The following is a 15,642-nucleotide window of genomic DNA, read 5'->3' on the forward strand; positions in this document are numbered from 1 at the left end:
TAACGATGGACATCCTCCGGTGGCTCTTTGAAGCGAAACTGGATTTTCCGCGCGGCGGCTTCCTGCTGTGGCGCGAGGTGTTGGGCAATCTCTTCGGTCTTGCCAGCGCGCTGGGTGGAATGCGCCGCAAGGTCTGGGCCTGGCCCGTCGGCATCGTCGGTAATGCGCTGCTTTTCACCGTCTTCATGGGTTCCGTCTTCGGCTCGCCCGTCTACGCCAACCTGCTGGGCCAGGCCGGCCGGCAGCTGATGTTCATCGCCGTCTCCATTTTTGGCTGGTACCGCTGGAAGCAAAGCCAGCGCGACCCCAACGGAGCCGCCGTCGAACCCAAATGGGCATCCAGCAGAGTCCGGCTGGCATTGGTCATTGCCATGATCGGCGGCACGGCGGTGCTGACGCCGATCTTCAGCGCGTTGGGTTCCTACCCTCCCGTTTGGGCGGACGCCTGGATCTTCATGGGTTCCCTGCTGGCGACCTTCGGAATGGCCAAGGGCTGGGTCGAGTTCTGGCTGGTCTGGGTCGCGGTCGACGTTGTTGGCGTACCACTTCTGTTTGGTGCCGGCTACTACGCCTCCGCCTTCATGTACATCTTCTATGGAGCATTTACCCTCACCGGGTTCTTCATCTGGTGGCGGGTCCGCAACCGGAACGCCGAACGCGTCACGGTGGAAACGGCTTTTCCTGACCCGAAGGTGTCCCGATGAGCGATTCCCCCGATTCCAAGGTCAGCGGCGGCGCGGTCGACAGGGGTGCGGGCAACGGCTGGACGCAGTCGGAATCGCTGGCGATGGACACCGCACTGGCCGCCGCTGCCCTGGGTGTTCGGGGTGCCAACCCGCTGGTGGGCGCGGTAGTGCTCGACGCCGCGGGCAAGATCCTCTCCGTGGGGCACCACCGCGGCGCCGGGACAGCCCATGCGGAGGTGGATGCGCTGGCGCGGGTTCCAGCGGAGCTGACCGGCAAACTGGCAGCTGCCACCATGGTCGTGACGCTGGAACCGTGTAACCACGTTGGTCGGACCGGGCCCTGCGCACAGGCCATTATCGATGCGGGAATAGGCCGGGTGAGCTACGCCGTCGACGATCCGCACCAGCCCGCGGCGGGGGGAGCGCGCCGGCTGCGCGAGGCGGGAGTTGACGTCCACGGCGGGCTGCGGGCGGATGAAGCCTTCGCGCTTAACCGCCGCTGGTTCGCCTCCGTCCGGGACAGCAGGCCGTTTATCACCCTCCATCTGGCTCAGACGCTGGATGGCCGGATCGCGGCCGCCGATGGGACCAGCCAGTGGATCACCTCGACCGCCGCGCGAGCCGACAACCATGGGATCCGCCGCCTGATCGATGCGATTCTGGTCGGCACCGAAACGATCCTGGTGGATAACCCGCGGCTGACGGCCCGCGAACCGGACGGATCGGAGTCTATGCGGCAGCCGCTGCGGGTCGTGATGGGGCTGCGGGACATCCCGGCGGATGCCGCTGTCCGCGGGACGAATGGGGTGCATGGCTCGGATGCCCCCGCCTGTGCCGCCCCCGCCCCCGCCCCCGCCTGTGCCGCCCCCGCCCCCGCCGGCACCTGTGCCGCCCCCGCCGGCGTCGGTGCCGGCCCCGCCGGCGTTGGTGTCGGCTCCGACGCCGACGTCGCATCTAATGCCGGTTACCTGCAGCTGCGCACCCGTGATCCGCTGGCCGCTGCCGGCACCTTGTTCGCCGGCAATGTCCGGCACCTCATGGTGGAAGGCGGGTCGCGGATCAGCGGCGCCTTTCTCGCTGCCGGGCTGGTGGATGAGCTCATTATCTACCTGGCACCCAACCTGCTGGGCTCCGGCGTCCCTGCGCTCGGGGATCTGGGCATCGGCACCCTGGCGGACGCCCAGCAGTGGGCCTGGGACCCGGCAGGCGGAGGTCCCGTCACCGTGCTGGGACCGGATCTGAAACTTCGACTAACACCCGCGGCACCATTTGCCGCCGGAACCACAGGAGGAAACTGAAATGTTCACCGGAATCATCGCTGAGCAGGGTCGCGTCGAGTCGCTGGTCCAGGCGCCTGACGGTGCCAGCGCCACCCTGGTCCTGAGCGCGGATTCATCCCTCGAGGGCCTCGGGCTGGGCGGTTCGATCGCGGTCAACGGGGTCTGTCTGACCGCAACGGCCATCGGCAGCGGGGAGATCAGTGTCGATGTAATGGGCGAGACGCTGGAGCGGACCACCACCGGACTGCTGGCGCCCGGGGACGGAGTCAATCTGGAACGCTGTGTGCCGGCGGGCGGCCGGCTTGACGGCCACGTTGTCCAAGGACATGTGGACGGCGTCGGCGAACTGCTCGAACGCGAAAACCTCGGCAACTGGGAGCGCCTGCGCTTTGCTGTTCCCGAGCCGCTGGCTCGGTACATCGCGGAAAAGGGTTCCATCGCCGTCGACGGCGTTTCCCTCACCGTGACGGCGGTCAGCGACGCTGCGCAGGCCAGCCCATGGTTCGAGGTTGGGCTGATCCCCACCACACTGACCGAAACGGGGCTGGGCGCCAAACGGCCGGGGTCCGCCGTCAATCTGGAGGTCGATGTGCTGGCGAAATACACCGCGCGGCTGCTCGCTTTTGCCCCGGTCACCGCGGAGCAGGGCAAATGACCGGGCAGGGCCAGGCCACTGCCCTGGACACGGTGCAGGATGCCGTCGCTGCCATCGCCGCGGGCAGGCCCGTGCTGGTGGTGGATGACGAGGACCGCGAGAACGAGGGTGACATCATTTTCGCCGCCCAGCACAGCACCCCTGCGCTGATGGGCTGGACCATCCGGCACAGCTCCGGCGTGATCTGCGTGCCGCTGGGCCACGACCGTGCGGACGCGCTGGCGCTCCCGCCGATGGTGGCGGTCAATCAGGACGCCAAAGGTACCGCCTATACGGTTTCCTGCGACGCCGCGGCGGGGATCACGACGGGCATCAGTGCCACCGACCGTTCGCGCACGGCTCGCGTGCTGTCCGACCCGGCCGCGGTCCCGGTCCAGTTGACCCGGCCCGGGCACATGTTTCCGCTGCGGGCGGTGGCCGGCGGTGTCCGGCAGCGTCCCGGGCATACGGAAGCCGCCGTCGAGCTGTGCCGTCTGGCCGGCTGCGAGCCCGTGGGGATCATTGCGGAGGTCGTGAACGACGACGGCGAAATGCTGCGGTTGGGCGGTCTGCGCACGTTCGCGGATGAACACGGTCTGCTGCTCATTTCCATCGAGGATCTGGTGACCTATCTGGGCCCACCGGCGGCCGATGCCCCCGCATCCCCGGGGGCGTCATGATGCCCGGTGCCGGGACCGGAATCGGACCGGAGTCCGGGACGGGAGCCGGACCGGAGTCCGGGACGGGAGCCGGACCGGAGTCCGGGACGGGAGCCGTGCCGGAGTCCGGGACGGGGGCCGTGCCGGAGCCCGGGACGGGGGCGCGCCCGGTGAGTGCGGGGCCGTTGGTTCAGCTGCCGACTGTCTTCGGCGAATTCCTGGCACAGGCGTGGATCGATGGCACCACGGGCGCCGAACATCTCACCGTCAGCGCTGCCGCGCCGGCCGCGACACCACAGGCGGCCTGGACACCGCAGCCGGACGGGACACCGCAATCCGCTGTCAGGGCCGGAGCGGCACCGCTGGTCCGGCTCCACTCGGAATGCCTGACCGGGGATGTTTTTGGCTCCTACCGCTGTGACTGCGGGGAGCAGCTGGCCTACGCGCTGCAGATGATCCATGCCGGCGGCGGGACGTTGATCTACCTGCGCGGCCACGAGGGCCGCGGGATCGGTCTGGCCAACAAGCTTCGTGCCTACGCACTGCAGGAAGCCGGCGCCGACACCGTCGAGGCGAATGAACAGCTAGGATTGCCGGTCGATTCGCGGGACTATGCGGCCGCGGCGGCGATTCTGGCGGAACTGGGGCTGCATCGCATCCGGCTGATGAGCAACAACCCGCTCAAACAGAGCCAGCTGGCCGCCCTCGGCATCGAGGTCACGGAAATGGTGCCCACCGAGGTTCCGTCCCGGGAGCAGAATGTCCGCTATCTGGAAACGAAGCGGGACCGCATGAACCACATCCTCATTCTGCCGGACCACGCGGGTGCAGCCAGCACCGGCACGGCAGCAAACACACCCACCATCACGGCAGCCAGCACGGCGGGACCAACATCGGCGAAGACCCCAACGACCACGCCGGCAACGAAAGGTAAACGACAATGAGCGGCCACGGAGCACCCACGATCGGGTTCAGCACGCAGGACAAAGAGAGGGCCTCTACATTGCGGCTTGCCATTGTGGCGGCCAGCTGGCATACGGAAGTCATGGACGGGCTGCTGGCGGGCGCGCTCCGGGCCGCGGCGGAGGCGGGCATCGACGCACCCACCGTGCTGCGTGTCCCCGGGAGCTTTGAACTGCCCGTCGCCGCCGCCCGGCTGGCAGCGGAGCATGACGCCGTCGTCGCCCTTGGTGTCGTGATCCGCGGCGGCACACCGCACTTTGACTACGTCTGTCAGGCCGCGACCCTTGGCCTGACAGACGTCAGTGTCCGCACGGGCGTCCCGATCGGCTTTGGCGTGCTCACCTGTGACAACGAGGAGCAGGCCCTGGCGCGCGCTGGTCTGCCCGGCTCCAGCGAGGATAAAGGACATGAGGCGACGACGGCGGCGTTAACCACGGCGCTGCTGTTTGCCGGACGCTGATGAGCGCGGCGGCCCGGTAGCGGAGCCGGCAAGGAATGCGGAGCGGTGACTTTGTTCATACTCCGGCGCCGAATCAGGGGCAGCCCGGCAAGACAAGTAGTCTAGAGGGTGTGAAGACTTTCGAAACGCTCTTTGTTGAGCTCAGCGACAAGGCGCTCCAGCGGCCGGCCGGCTCCCGCACCGTCACCGAACTCGAATCGGGTGTGCACGGCATCGGCAAGAAGGTTGTGGAAGAAGCTGCCGAGGTCTGGATGGCCGCCGAATACGAATCGGACAGTAATACTGCCCAGGAAATTTCCCAGCTGCTGTACCACCTGCAGGTGCTGATGATCGCCAAGGGTCTGACTCTGGACGACGTCTACAAGCATCTCTAGCCACCCGCCGCGCTCACGGGTTGCCGCCTCCGAACGACCGGAGCAGCCCATGCTGAGACAGCAGGCGCCGTGGCCGGACCGCCAGACCTCCCTGACCACCACACGTGCGCAGATCACGTGAACCAGATGCGAAAGATCTCTTGCCATGCTTAGAGTTGCCGTCCCCAATAAGGGCTCCCTGTCCGAAGCCGCCTCCGCCATGCTGGCCGAGGCCGGCTACCTGCAGCGCCGTGACCCGCGGGAGCTGGTCATGGTTGACCCGGAAAACGACGTCGAATTCTTCTTCCTGCGTCCCCGGGACATTGCCGTCTACGTAGGCGCCGGAACACTCGACGTCGGAATTACCGGGCGCGATCTGCTGCTGGACGCGGAGGTGGATGCGGAGGAGCTGCTGCCGCTTGGTTTCGCGGTTTCCACCTTTCGCTTCGCGGGACCGGCGGGACAGTTTTCCCAGCTGGCCCAGCTGCAGGGCAAGCGGTTGGCCACCAGCTACGATGCATTGCTGCGCCGCTACCTTTCCGGGGAGGGCATCGCCGCCACGGTGGTCCGGCTCGATGGTGCGGTCGAATCATCCGTACGGCTGGGCGTGGCCGATGCCATTGCCGACGTCGTGGAAACCGGAAGCACGCTCAAGGCTGCGGGGATGGAAGTGTTCGGCGATCCCATCATGAAGTCCGAGGCCCTGCTGATCGGACGCGCCGGCGTCCAGGCCCCGCCCGGGCTCGATGTCCTCATCCGCAGGCTGCAGGGCGTGCTGGTGGCCCGCCGCTACGTGCTGATGGACTATGACATCCGCAAGGATCTGGTGGAAACGTCAGCCGCGCTGACGCCGGGACTGGAATCCCCGACGATTTCCCCACTGCGTGATTCCGAATGGGTTGCGGTGCGTTCGATGGTGCCCAAGAAGGACACCAACCGGATCATGGACGAGCTGTACGAACTCGGTGCCAGAGCAATTCTGGTCAGCAGCATCCACGCTTGCCGAATCTGAGGTGCCTCTCGTGGGAGCTATTGGTGGGCGTTACTTGTGGGCGTTACTTGTGGGCGTTAAGGGCCAGTTTCATGAGCGTTAGGGATCAGTCATGAGTGTTGCAATCCGCGTTATCCCCTGTCTGGACGTCGATGCCGGACGCGTCGTCAAGGGCGTCAAATTTGAGGGCCTGCGCGATGCCGGCGATCCGGTGGAGCTGGCGCACCGTTACGACCGGGCCGGGGCCGACGAACTGACGTTCCTCGATGTGACCGCTTCCTCGGGCAACCGCGAGACGACCTATGACGTCGTCGCCCGGACTGCGGAGGAAGTCTTTATCCCGCTGACCGTGGGCGGGGGTGTCCGCGGCGTCGCCGAGGTGGACAAGCTGCTGCGCTTCGGTGCGGACAAAGCATCCATCAATACCGCGGCGGTTGCCCGGCCTGACGTCATCGATGAGATCACCCGGCAGTTTGGTTCGCAGGTGCTGGTGCTCTCGGTCGACGCCCGGCGCACCCGCGGAGCGTCGACGCCGTCGGGCTTTGAAGTGACCACCCATGGCGGCCGGCAGGGAACCGGCATCGATGCGGTGGCTTGGGCGCGGGAGGCGGCCGACCGCGGAGTCGGGGAAATTCTGCTCAATTCCATTGATGCCGACGGCACCAAGGAAGGCTTTGACCTGGAGCTGATCCGGCTGGTCCGGGCCGCGGTACGGGTCCCGATCATCGCTTCGGGCGGTGCCGGCAAACCGGAGCATTTCCCGCCGGCTGTCGCCGCAGGAGCGGACGCCGTGCTGGCGGCCTCGATTTTCCATTTCGGTCCCGACGACGCCATCGCCCAGGTAAAAACCGCCATCCGCGCCGCGGGGTACGAGGTCCGCTAGCCCCGCCGGCCCGCTGTTGCCTACCCAGTTGGGAGAGGCGGGGCGGGACGTGTGGGTTAGAGACCGACTTCGGCCGTCTGCAGCAGGGCGACGGCGTCGGGCTGTCCTTCGAAGGTGACCAAGGCATGCCCGGTCCGGCCGTGGGCGTGCATCAGCAGCTCACCGGGCTCGCCCAGGATCGCAACCGACACCGGAGCCCGCTTGGCCACGTGCCGCGGTCCGGACGGCCGTACCAGCACAATGCCCAGGTCCACACCGCGGTATAGGATGGCCGCGCGCTTGATCAGCTCGTCCCAAAGCGCATCCGAATATTCGTCATCCAGAGCGCGCGGGGCCCAGCGGTCTGTGGCCCGCCGGACGTCCTCGGTGTGGACGAAGTACTCGATCAGGTTGGAGCTTTCATCCAGGGCCTTGATCCTGAGCGGAGAGAGCGGAGGAGGTCCGGCGCGGAAATCAGCCACCAGTTTGGCGTACGCCTCCGGCGTGCCGGATTTCCCGGCAAGGGCAGCCGTCGCCTTGTCTGAGGCCTTGCTGAAGGCCTTAATCAGCAGTCCCAACCCCACCCTGGCGTTGCGTTCGCGCAGGTACAGGTGCGCGGCCAGGTCTTGGGTGCGCCAGCCGGCGCACAGTGTGGCGGCGTCGGGCCCGGCTGCGAGCAGGGTTTCGGCCAGGACTTCGCGGGAAGGATCTACAAAATGCATCACTTGTGAAATTAGCACGCAATCCCTCCCAGATGGACTTTGAACCGCCGGATTTCGTCATCGAATCGACGGCACCTGCCTCGTGACGCCAGCTTACGCCAGCGGCACTAGAATTGGGGTGATGTCTGAGCAGCCGAACCCCCCGTCCTCTTCCACCACTATTACCGGGTCAGCCCGGGAATCCGCCCTCCCCGCCCCTATCGCATCCCGGCTTAAGCGTGATCCGGCCGGCCTGGTGGCCGCTGTCATCCAGCAGTTCGACACCCGTGAGGTCCTGATGTTGGGCTGGATGGACGACGAGGCCCTGCACCGGACCCTGACGTCCGGTCGGGTGACGTTTTACTCCCGGTCCCGGCAGGAGTACTGGCGCAAGGGCGATACGTCCGGCCACCTGCAGCAGGTCAAGTCGGTCGCGCTCGACTGCGACGGCGACGCACTGCTGATCGCTGTGGACCAGGTCGGTGCGGCCTGCCACACCGGAACCCGGAGCTGCTTCGACGGCCGGGACCTGGGCGCCGTCACCGGCTGACCCGGCGGACGCGCACCGGTGTGCGCCAGCCGTCAAACGCTTCCGGTGTGCGGCAGCTCCGGCCAGCGCCTCTGAGCCGGCGTCAGGTCTTTTTTCAACGTCAACCCTACTCACGGAAAGTCAATGAACTCCATGCAGGATCTAGGCGTGATCAGCCCGACCCTTGACGAATTCCGCCTGCTGGCGCAGACGCGGCGGGTGATCCCGGTGCGGCTGAAGGTCCTGGCCGACGCCGAGACGCCCATCGGGCTGTACCGCAAGCTGGCGGACGGGGAGCCCGGCACCTTCCTGATGGAGTCGGCAGCCGCGGGCGGTGTCTGGTCGCGCTATTCGTTTATCGGCGTCCGCTCGCGCGCAACCTTGACGACGGACGACGGCGCCGCCTGCTGGCTGGGGGACGCTCCCGTGGGCGTCCCGCTGGCTGGCAACCCGGTGGAAGCCGTGCGGGCGACCATCGAGGAATTGCGCACCGAGCGGTTTGAGGGGCTGCCGCCGTTCACCTCCGGGCTGGTGGGGTTTGTGGGCTGGGAATCCGTCCGGCACTGGGAGAAACTGGTCTCGCCGCCGGACGATGACCTTCATCTGCCCGAGCTGGCCTTGAATCTGGTCGCGGACATGGCGGTGCACGACAACGCCGAGGGCACGGTGATGCTGATTGCGAATGCGATCAACTACGACGGCACCACCGACCGGGTGGACGAGGCCTGGCACGACGCCGTGGCCCGGGTGAACGTGTTGCTCCAGCGGATCAGCACCCCGGTGCTGCAGCCCGTCTCGGTGATGAACACGCAGGATGCGGTCCCGTTCGCGGACGGGGTCCAGCAGAGCTGGGCCGAGACGGACTACCTGGCCGCCATTGACCGCGGCAAGGAGGCCATCGTGGAGGGCGAGGTCTTCCAGGTGGTCATCTCGCGCCGCTTCGAGATGGCATGCGGCGCCTCCGCGCTGGATGTGTACCGGGTGCTGCGCAACACCAATCCGAGCCCGTATATGTACCTCTTCAGCTTCGAGGATGCCAAGGGCCGGGCCTTCTCCATCGTCGGCTCGTCGCCGGAATCACTGGTCACGGTGACCGGGGACGAGGTCATTACGCACCCGATCGCCGGTTCACGGCCGCGTGGCAGGACGGTCGAGGCGGACAAGGTTATGGCCGAAGAACTTCTGGCGGATGCCAAGGAGCGTGCCGAGCATCTGATGCTGGTGGATCTGGCCCGGAACGACATTTCCAAGGTCTGCGTGCCCGGCACCGTGGACGTCACGCAGTTCATGGAGGTGGAGAAATTCAGCCACATCATGCACCTGGTCTCCACCGTCGTCGGCCGTCTCGACCCGGAACGGACGGCCTACGACGTGCTGGCCGCGACCTTCCCGGCCGGAACGCTCTCCGGGGCGCCCAAGCCGCGGGCGCTGCGGTTGCTCGATGAACTGGAGCCGCACCGCCGCGGCATTTACGGCGGAGTGGTGGGGTACCTGGACTTCGCCGGCGACATGGACATGGCGATCGCCATCCGTTCCGCCCTGCTGCGTGACGGACGGGCGTATGTCCAATCCGGTGGCGGAATCGTGGCGGATTCGGACAATGCCACCGAGGCGCAGGAATCGGTGAACAAGGCCGCGGCGCCGCTGCGCGCAGTGCACGCCGCCTCCTCGCTGCAGACCATCGCCGCGGACTTCAGCCACGCCGCGTTCAACACCCCGCACGGACTCCGCTCATGAGTGAAACAGCTGGGAATAACCCCGTCCACTTCGGGCCCGAAAGCGGCATGCGGCCCAACCGTAGGCCGCCCAACCGCAAGCGGCCCGGAAACCAAGGCAGCGGGCGGTTCAGACGCAAGTCCACCCTGATTATGCTCGCAGTGGTCGGCGCGCTGGTGGTCTTTGGCAGCACGACGCAGACCTGGGTGCAGGTGAAACTTGGCGAAGGCGTGGTGCAGCAGGCAGACCTGAACGTTCCCGGCAGTAAGGCGGCGACGGCGGTGACCGCCTTGGCGCTTGTGGCCTTGGCAGGTGCACTGGCGGCATCCATCGCCGGGCGGATTTCCCGGGTGGTGGCCGCCATCATCATCTTCCTTGGTGCCGCCGGCATCGTGGTCTCCGCGCTCGCCGTCGTGCTCAACCCGCAGGCAGCGGCGGCCGGCCCGGTCGGCACGGCCACCGGCGTTACCGGCCAAAATTCCGACGTCACGACGACGGTGTTCCCGCTGATAGCCGTCGCGGCCGCCGTCGTTCTCGGTTTTGCCGCCGTGCTGATCGCCTGGCTGGGCCGGTCCTGGAACCAGCGGACCAAATACGACGCCGCCGCCGGCCGGGCAGCAGCGGGAACCGGAACCGGCGCAGCCGCAGCGAATGCCGCCGGCGGAACGGCACGTGGCCTGGAAACGTCTCACGGGACGGCAGGGGGCAGCCTGGAAACGGACGGCAGGACGGCTGCCGGCCCGGAGCATGCCGAGCCGCTGGATGACATCGACAGCTGGGATCAGCTCAGCCGCGGCGACGACCCCACATCCTGAGGTGACGCGGCGGCCGCGGCCTGGGAACCGGGCGGGGGAACTAATGGCAGAATGTAGGCAGTATCCATTTCGGGGAGATTCAGCGTGAGGGAGATTTAGCATGAGCAACAACAGCGCCAGCACGGGCGAGGCCGCCGCAGCGACGCAGGACGTGGATCATTCCATTGAAGTCGGCCACGGCAACAGCCCCGCAGCGTGGACCACGGTTGCCGTCATGCTGGTGGGCGCCGCCATCAGCTGTGTTGGCTTCGTCCTGGGCAAGGAAGCCACCGTGCTGTTCATTGTCGGCGTTGTGATCATGGTGCTCGGACTGGGCGTCGGATACGGCATGCGTGCTGCCGGCTATGGTGTCGGAGGCAGCAAGCTCAAGAACGACGGCCACTAGGCGTGAGCGTTCTCGACGACATCATCGCCGGAGTCCGGGAGGATCTCCAGGCGCGCCGGCAGATGGTCGGTCTGGGACGGCTGCAGGAGCTGATTGCGTCCCGGCCGCCGGCGCTGGACGCGTGGGCCGCACTGGGCGGAGACGATTCCCCGCGCGCCGCCCTGAAAATCATCGCCGAGGTCAAGCGCCGCAGCCCGTCCAAGGGGGCGCTGGCCGAGATTGCGGATCCGGCGTCCTTGGCGCGCAGCTATGCCGACGGTGGGGCCGCGGTGATCAGCGTGCTCACCGAACAGCGCCGGTTCGGTGGCTCGCTGGCGGATCTCGATGCGGTGCGTGCCGCCGTCAACATCCCACTGCTGCGCAAGGATTTCACCTGCGACCCGTACCAGATCTGGGAAGCGCGGGCGCACGGGGCGGATCTGATCCTGCTGATCGTCGCTGCCCTGACAGACGGTGAACTGAGCGAATTCCTGGCGCTGGGCCATGAGCTGGGCATGAACGTGCTGGTGGAAACCCATACCAGCGAGGAAGTCCGGCGCGCCGTGGCCGCCGGGGCGCGGATCATCGGCGTGAATGTCCGCAACCTCAAAACGCTGGACGTGGACCGCTCCGTGTTCGGCGCGCTGGCCGGGCTCATTCCGGCCGGCGCCATCATCGTGGCGGAATCGGGTGTCCGTAATACCGACGACGTCCGCCACTATGCGTCGCATGGGGCCAACGCCGTGCTGGTCGGCGAGGCGCTGGTCAGCGATGCCGCCCCGCGGGAACGGATCGGCGCGTTCGCCTCGGCCGGTGCCGCGGCCGTCAGCGCCGCGGGCCTGGCCAGCGCCGACGAGGCCGTCCGCTAGCCGGCCGGTACCCCCCACGCCCGGCCTCCTCGCACCTCCGGACCGATGACATTCACACGCACTTACTTTTAGAACAGGATGGTGGGAACGATGGCCACTACGCCGGCAGCTTCGGCCCAGGACGGGCCAGCCGATGCGTTTCTCAGCGGAGCCAAGGGAACGGGTCCCGGACACGAGAGCCTGCGCCATGCGCCCGGGCCTTACTTCGGCAGCTACGGCGGCCGCTGGATGCCCGAATCCCTGATCGCCGCCCTCGATGAGCTGGAAGACACCTTCGAGAAGGCCAAGATCGACCCCGATTTTCTGGCCCGGATCGCGGACCTGAACAAGAACTATTCCGGCCGGCCCTCGCTGCTGACCGAGGCGAAGCGCTTCGCCGCCCATGCCGGCGGGGCCCGGGTCTTCCTCAAGCGTGAAGACCTGAACCACACCGGCTCGCACAAGATCAACAATGTGATCGGGCAGGCGCTGTTGGCCCAGCGGATGGGCAAGACGCGGGTGATCGCGGAAACCGGCGCCGGCCAGCACGGCGTGGCCAGTGCGACGGCGGCGGCCCTGTTGGGGCTCGAATGCGTCGTCTACATGGGGGCGGAGGACTGCCGCCGGCAGGCGCTGAACGTGGCGAGGATGCGATTGCTCGGAGCCACCGTCGTCCCGGTGACCAACGGTTCCCAGACTTTGAAGGACGCCATCAACGATGCGCTCCGGGACTGGGTTGCCAACGTCGACACCACGCACTACCTGCTCGGCACGGCAGCCGGTGCGCACCCGTTCCCCGCCATGGTCCGGTTCTTCCACGAGGTGATCGGCGAGGAGGCCCGCGGGCAGATCCTGGAGCAGACCGGCCGGTTGCCCGACGCCGTCTGCGCCTGCATCGGCGGCGGCTCCAACGCGATCGGCATATTCCACGGCTTCCTCGACGACCCTAACGTGAAGATCTACGGCTTTGAGGCCGGCGGCGAGGGCGTTGAATCGGGACGCCACGCCGCCACCATTACCCTCGGCCGGCCCGGCGTGCTGCACGGCGCGCGCTCGTACCTGATGCAGGACGACGACGGTCAGACCATCGAATCGCACTCCATCTCCGCCGGCCTGGACTATCCGGGCGTGGGTCCCGAACATGCCTATCTCGCCGACATCGGCCGGGTCAGCTACGAACCGATCACCGACGCCGAGGCGATGGAGGCCTTCCGGCTGCTGTGCCGCACCGAGGGGATCATTCCCGCGATCGAATCCGCCCATGCCCTGGCTGGGGCCATGAAGGTCGGCCAGCGGCTGACGGCCGGCACAAATAATCCGGAGGAGACCATCATCGTGGTCAACCTGTCCGGGCGCGGGGACAAGGACGTGGAAACAGCTGCGGCCTGGTTCGACCTGCTGGATGCCTCCACCGCGGCGGAGGCCGCGGTGGAAGCGGTCAACCGGGCAACCGATGCCGGGCCCGACGCCGGATCGCCCCGTAATGACGCCGGCGAGGACGAAGCCCACGGATGGACTGGAGAATGAGCATGGACCTGAGGGCCGGAAGCAAGAGCGCCGCCGCCATTGACCGCGCCAGGGCACAGGGCCGCGCCGCGCTGATCTGCTACATCCCCGCAGGCTACCCGGACGTGCAGAGCACCATCGATGCCGGCATCGCGCTGGCACGCAACGGTGCGGACCTTATCGAAATCGGCATCCCGTACTCCGATCCGGTGATGGACGGTGCCGTGATCCAGGCGGCGACCACCGAGGCCATCGCCAACGGTTTCCGCGTTTCCAGTGTCTTTGACATCGTCGCGGCCATTACGGCGGCCACCGACGCGGCCGTGCTGGTGATGACCTACTGGAACCCCGTCCTGCGCCTGGGCGTGGACGAATTTGCCCGCCGGCTGGCCGAGGCCGGGGGAGCGGGACTGATTACGCCCGACCTCATACCGGACGAGGCCGCCGAGTGGCTGGCCGCCTCGGACAAGTACGGGCTGGACCGCGTCTTCCTGGTGGCACCGTCCTCCACACCCGAACGGCTGGCCCGCACCGTCGCGGCAAGCCGCGGCTTTGTCTACGCCGTCTCAATCATGGGCGTCACCGGCACCCGGACGGCCGTGAGCAGCAGCGCGGAGAAACTGGTGGCGAACACCCTCGCGGCGGGAGCGGACCGGGTCTGCGTCGGCCTGGGCGTGAGCACCGCGGACCAGGTCCGTGAAATCGCGGCCTATGCCGACGGCGTCATCGTCGGCACCGCACTGGTGGCCGCCCTGCGTGACGGCGGCGTTCCCGCCCTGGCTGACCTGACCAAAGAACTGAGTTCCGGGCTGCGGCCCGCCGGCACGGAAGCTGACTGACCCGATGAGAAATGCGTTTGAGACCGCTCTAACGGCGCTGCCGGCCAGCATTCCGGCCCCGGGGTGGTCCGGATTCGATATTCCGCTCCCGATGGGAACCCTCCGGATCCACGCCTACGCGCTGTGCATCCTGGTCGGCATCATCGCGGCGACGGTCCTGACGCACATCCGCTGGACCCGACGGCACGCGCCGGAAGGGTCCATTTGGGACATCGCCATCTGGGCCATCCCCTTCGGCATCATCGGCGGCCGGCTCTATCACGTCTTTTCCTCCCCGGACGCATACTTCGGCCCGCACTTCGACGGCACAGGAAACCTCTGGCTGATTCCGCAGATCTGGCTCGGCGGCCTCGGAATCTGGGGCGCCGTCGTCCTCGGTGTACTGGGTGCCTGGATCGGTTGCCGGCGCTCCGGGGTCAAGCTGACCGCGTTCGTCGACGCCGCGGCACCAGGCCTGCTGCTGGCGCAGGCACTGGGACGCTGGGGAAACTACTTCAACCAGGAACTCTTCGGCGGCCCCACCACGTTGCCCTGGGGGCTGCAGGTCGACCCGTCCAACGCTAACTTCCCGGCCGGATATGCCGCCGATACGCTGTTCCACCCGACATTTCTGTATGAGTCCATCTGGAACCTGGTCGGGGTGGCGCTCCTGCTCCTGCTGGACCGCCGCTTCCATTTCCGCCGCGGACGGCTGTTCTGGCTTTATGCGATGTACTACACCCTGGGCCGGGTCTGGATCGAGCTGCTGCGCATAGACGACGCGGAGCAGATCACTTTCTTCGGGATCACCACACGGCTGAATGTGTGGACCAGCATCCTGGTCTTCGTGGTATCCACGGTGATCTTCCTGGCCCTGACATTTGCCAAGGCCAAGCCGGATAATGACTCGGTGCTGCTCGCTGGCAGGAAACGCTCAAGGACCGGGGACGACGGCGGCGGAGCCGGTACCGAGGACGACGGCGGCGGGCCCGGTACCGAGGACGACGGCGGCGGGCCCGGTACCGAGGACGACGGCAGGTCCGGTACAGCGGACGACGACGCCGGGACCGGGGCCGCCGCTGGCAGGGCCGGTACCGACGGTGCCGCACCTGTCCAGAATGCGGACAACTTGTCCAGCAGCGGCGAAGAGACCCCAGCGCGTGATAATCTCGCGGGTACCGGTGGCGAGAAAGCCGCCGGTACCAAGGCGCCGGGACAGGGCGGATCATCCAGCTGGCCTGCCGGTACTAAGGGAAAGCGTTGACAGCACCGGGTTATCACCCGGAATGGTCCGTTCCCACGATGACGTGGGAACAACTGGCGCGGCTGATGGAATCAAGAGCATCCGCCGTCGCTCCAGTGGTGTCAGCTGACACTTGGTGTCCGTTAGAACATCTGTGACTGCTGTCATATAATTTCCACAAGTAAATCTGCGGGCGGTTCTGTGCCGTCCGTTG

At 67.1% G+C, this 15,642-nt stretch carries 18 protein-coding genes; 17 read left to right on the forward strand and 1 reads right to left on the reverse strand.

Annotation, left to right across the window (positions count from 1 at the left end):
* Positions 1 to 5: 5 nt before the first annotated feature.
* The 9 genes from pnuC (at position 6) to hisF (ending at position 6,909) form a co-directional block, all read left to right on the forward strand.
* Positions 6 to 704 carry a nicotinamide riboside transporter PnuC gene (gene pnuC / locus ACLLJI_RS07185; RefSeq protein ID WP_434619618.1) on the forward strand — a complete coding sequence of 233 codons (699 nt, stop codon included), beginning with the start codon at positions 6 to 8 and terminating at the stop codon, positions 702 to 704.
* Positions 701 to 1,984 carry a bifunctional diaminohydroxyphosphoribosylaminopyrimidine deaminase/5-amino-6-(5-phosphoribosylamino)uracil reductase RibD gene (ribD, locus tag ACLLJI_RS07190; protein ID WP_434619621.1) on the forward strand — a complete coding sequence of 428 codons (1,284 nt, stop codon included), beginning with the start codon at positions 701 to 703 and terminating at the stop codon, positions 1,982 to 1,984. Before pnuC ends, ribD begins: the two co-directional genes overlap by 4 nt.
* Position 1,985: 1 nt before the next feature.
* Complete coding sequence (locus tag ACLLJI_RS07195) at positions 1,986 to 2,621, forward strand: riboflavin synthase (protein WP_434619624.1); 636 nt, start codon at positions 1,986 to 1,988, stop codon at positions 2,619 to 2,621.
* Entirely contained in the window at positions 2,618 to 3,280 is a 663-nt protein-coding gene (gene ribB / locus ACLLJI_RS07200) for a 3,4-dihydroxy-2-butanone-4-phosphate synthase (RefSeq protein ID WP_434619627.1), read from the forward strand. Before ACLLJI_RS07195 ends, ribB begins: the two co-directional genes overlap by 4 nt.
* Positions 3,277 to 4,203 carry a GTP cyclohydrolase II gene (locus tag ACLLJI_RS07205; RefSeq protein ID WP_434619630.1) on the forward strand — a complete coding sequence of 309 codons (927 nt, stop codon included), beginning with the start codon at positions 3,277 to 3,279 and terminating at the stop codon, positions 4,201 to 4,203. Before ribB ends, ACLLJI_RS07205 begins: the two co-directional genes overlap by 4 nt.
* The gene (gene ribH / locus ACLLJI_RS07210) at positions 4,200 to 4,682 is read left to right on the forward strand and encodes a 6,7-dimethyl-8-ribityllumazine synthase (protein ID WP_434619632.1); all 483 of its coding nucleotides are present in this window, start codon (positions 4,200 to 4,202) and stop codon (positions 4,680 to 4,682) included. The genes ACLLJI_RS07205 and ribH overlap by 4 nt, the downstream gene beginning before the upstream one ends.
* 110 nt (positions 4,683 to 4,792) lie before the next feature.
* Positions 4,793 to 5,056, forward strand: coding sequence for a phosphoribosyl-ATP diphosphatase (locus ACLLJI_RS07215; protein WP_283560207.1), 264 nt, complete (start codon positions 4,793 to 4,795; stop codon positions 5,054 to 5,056).
* A gap of 145 nt (positions 5,057 to 5,201) precedes the next feature.
* Positions 5,202 to 6,047, forward strand: coding sequence for an ATP phosphoribosyltransferase (gene hisG / locus ACLLJI_RS07220; RefSeq protein ID WP_434619636.1), 846 nt, complete (start codon positions 5,202 to 5,204; stop codon positions 6,045 to 6,047).
* Between the two features lie 91 nt (positions 6,048 to 6,138).
* On the forward strand, positions 6,139 to 6,909 hold the full coding sequence (gene hisF, locus ACLLJI_RS07225) for an imidazole glycerol phosphate synthase subunit HisF (protein ID WP_434619639.1): 771 nt from the start codon (positions 6,139 to 6,141) through the stop codon (positions 6,907 to 6,909).
* Between the two features lie 56 nt (positions 6,910 to 6,965).
* On the opposite strand, the gene ACLLJI_RS07230 is transcribed toward hisF, so the two are convergent.
* Entirely contained in the window at positions 6,966 to 7,610 is a 645-nt protein-coding gene (locus ACLLJI_RS07230; RefSeq protein WP_434621337.1) for a TIGR03085 family metal-binding protein, read from the reverse strand.
* 121 nt (positions 7,611 to 7,731) lie between these two features.
* Between ACLLJI_RS07230 and hisI the strand changes: the two genes are divergently transcribed.
* The 8 genes from hisI to lgt all read left to right on the forward strand — a co-directional run bounded on the left by hisI (position 7,732) and on the right by lgt (position 15,449).
* Positions 7,732 to 8,139, forward strand: a complete 408-nt coding sequence (hisI, locus tag ACLLJI_RS07235) for a phosphoribosyl-AMP cyclohydrolase (protein WP_283560204.1) — start codon at positions 7,732 to 7,734, stop codon at positions 8,137 to 8,139.
* A 132-nt stretch (positions 8,140 to 8,271) separates the two neighbouring features.
* Positions 8,272 to 9,855, forward strand: coding sequence for an anthranilate synthase component I (locus tag ACLLJI_RS07240; protein ID WP_434621340.1), 1,584 nt, complete (start codon positions 8,272 to 8,274; stop codon positions 9,853 to 9,855).
* Positions 9,852 to 10,649: a Trp biosynthesis-associated membrane protein gene (locus ACLLJI_RS07245; RefSeq protein ID WP_434619642.1), complete on the forward strand. Its 798-nt coding sequence runs from the start codon at positions 9,852 to 9,854 to the stop codon at positions 10,647 to 10,649. The genes ACLLJI_RS07240 and ACLLJI_RS07245 overlap by 4 nt, the downstream gene beginning before the upstream one ends.
* A 100-nt stretch (positions 10,650 to 10,749) precedes the next feature.
* Positions 10,750 to 11,034 (forward strand): HGxxPAAW family protein, encoded by a 285-nt coding sequence (locus ACLLJI_RS07250; RefSeq protein WP_434619645.1) that lies wholly within the window; start codon positions 10,750 to 10,752, stop codon positions 11,032 to 11,034.
* 2 nt (positions 11,035 to 11,036) lie between these two features.
* Positions 11,037 to 11,882 carry an indole-3-glycerol phosphate synthase TrpC gene (gene trpC, locus ACLLJI_RS07255; RefSeq protein WP_434619648.1) on the forward strand — a complete coding sequence of 282 codons (846 nt, stop codon included), beginning with the start codon at positions 11,037 to 11,039 and terminating at the stop codon, positions 11,880 to 11,882.
* 90 nt (positions 11,883 to 11,972) lie between these two features.
* On the forward strand, positions 11,973 to 13,388 hold the full coding sequence (gene trpB, locus ACLLJI_RS07260; RefSeq protein ID WP_434619651.1) for a tryptophan synthase subunit beta: 1,416 nt from the start codon (positions 11,973 to 11,975) through the stop codon (positions 13,386 to 13,388).
* A 2-nt stretch (positions 13,389 to 13,390) separates the two neighbouring features.
* Positions 13,391 to 14,206 (forward strand): tryptophan synthase subunit alpha, encoded by an 816-nt coding sequence (gene trpA, locus ACLLJI_RS07265; protein ID WP_434621343.1) that lies wholly within the window; start codon positions 13,391 to 13,393, stop codon positions 14,204 to 14,206.
* A 4-nt stretch (positions 14,207 to 14,210) separates the two neighbouring features.
* Positions 14,211 to 15,449: a prolipoprotein diacylglyceryl transferase gene (gene lgt / locus ACLLJI_RS07270; protein WP_434619654.1), complete on the forward strand. Its 1,239-nt coding sequence runs from the start codon at positions 14,211 to 14,213 to the stop codon at positions 15,447 to 15,449.
* The last annotated feature ends 193 nt before the right edge of the window (positions 15,450 to 15,642 follow it).

This window comes from Arthrobacter sp. A5 (assembly GCF_051131705.1).
Classification (GTDB): domain Bacteria; phylum Actinomycetota; class Actinomycetes; order Actinomycetales; family Micrococcaceae; genus Arthrobacter_M.